Origin of the sequence: Actinopolyspora mortivallis (genome assembly GCF_003001495.1) — a bacterium.
Lineage (GTDB): Bacteria > Actinomycetota > Actinomycetes > Mycobacteriales > Pseudonocardiaceae > Actinopolyspora > Actinopolyspora mortivallis_A.
Map to the genome: position 1 here is coordinate 1 of NZ_PVSR01000082.1, position 1,247 is coordinate 1,247.

1 protein-coding gene and 3 tRNA genes are annotated in these 1,247 nt (G+C 66.7%); 3 read left to right on the top strand and 1 reads right to left on the bottom strand.

The annotated features are described in order from the left end of the window. The first annotated feature begins 388 nt into the window (after window positions 1-388). The 3 genes from CEP50_RS19705 to CEP50_RS19715 all read left to right on the top strand — a co-directional run bounded on the left by CEP50_RS19705 (window position 389) and on the right by CEP50_RS19715 (window position 673). Window positions 389-461, top strand: a tRNA-Glu gene (locus tag CEP50_RS19705). 31 nt (window positions 462-492) lie between these two features. Next, window positions 493-569, top strand: a tRNA-Asp gene (locus tag CEP50_RS19710). Window positions 570-599: 30 nt separating this feature from the next. Continuing rightward, window positions 600-673: transfer RNA gene (locus tag CEP50_RS19715), tRNA-Phe, on the top strand. A gap of 78 nt (window positions 674-751) precedes the next feature. On the opposite strand, the gene CEP50_RS19720 is transcribed toward CEP50_RS19715, so the two are convergent. After that, window positions 752-1,247 (bottom strand): tyrosine-type recombinase/integrase (locus CEP50_RS19720; protein ID WP_219905580.1); only part of this gene is annotated, 496 nt, incomplete at its 5' end.

A 1,247-nucleotide genomic window follows, 5' to 3' on the forward strand; every position in this document is an offset into this window, starting at 1 on the left:
GGAGTGAGCGCCCGGATGGAGGAGGCCTGGCGGGTGACCCTGCGCGGGGTGGCCAGTCCGGAGTGGCTGAGCACCAGACGCCCCAAATGACGCCCGTACGCCCGAAAGTGTGTGATCGGAGTCACCGAGATCGTCGGCGGTGTCGTGTCGGGGCTCCGTGGGGGTGCTTCGGCGCGCGCGGCGGGGGGCTGGACGGCGTGGGATACACTCGTTGGTGGTGTTTTCGCAGTTCGCGGCCTTGCCTGTCGGGAGGGAAGTCCGAAGGGGGACCCCCCTTTCAGAGGGCGTGGAGGGATGCACTAAGCTTTTCATCGTTCCCAACGGGGCACCCCGGAGAAAAGGGAAAGCCGGTTGGAGGCAAGGTCCGGTCGGTCCGCTGGTCGGCCAAGCCCCCATCGTCTAGAGGCCTAGGACGCCGCCCTTTCAAGGCGGTAACGCGGGTTCGAATCCCGTTGGGGGTACGACACCGGGAGACCGGTGACAACAGGACATGGCCCAGTAGCGCAGTTGGTTAGCGCGCCGCCCTGTCACGGCGGAGGTCGCGGGTTCGAGTCCCGTCTGGGTCGCCAGTTGCGATCGGCCAAGAGCCGGGCGCGAACGGCCAGGTAGCTCAGTTGGTACGAGCGTCCGCCTGAAAAGCGGAAGGTCGGCGGTTCGACCCCGCCCCTGGCCACGCACGAGACCTGAGGAAACGGCCCTCACCGGACACGGTGGGGGCCGTTCTTGTGTGTGGCTAGTCTCAGTTCTAGTCTCAGTTGTCGTCCCAGAAGTATCGGTTGAGCTGTTCGGCGACGTCGTGTCGAACCGTGTCGGTGACGTGCATGTACCGGTGTTTCATGGTCACGCTCGACCATCCCATGATCTCCATGACGGCGCGGTCGGGCACGCCGAGGATCAGTAGCACGGTGGCGGCGGTGTGCCGAGCGTCGTGTAGGCGGGCTTCCGGCACGCCTGCCTCGGTGAGGAGTTCTTTCCACTCGGCGTAGTCGCGCCGCGGGTCGAGGGCCTTGCCGTTGGGTTGGGTGAAGATCCGTCCGGAGTCGTGCCACTCGCTGCCCGCGTGCTGGCGTTCGGTTTCCTGCCGTTCGCGGTGGCGGAGCAGCATGTCGTGAAGCTGATCGGGCAGTCCGATGGTGCGGCGTCCGGCTTTCGATTTCACGTCGACCTCGACCAGACCACCGCCGTGGCGCTGCGGGCAGTGGCGGGCGTGCTCGGTGCAGTCGTTCGGGCATGGGGGTGGGCACGGG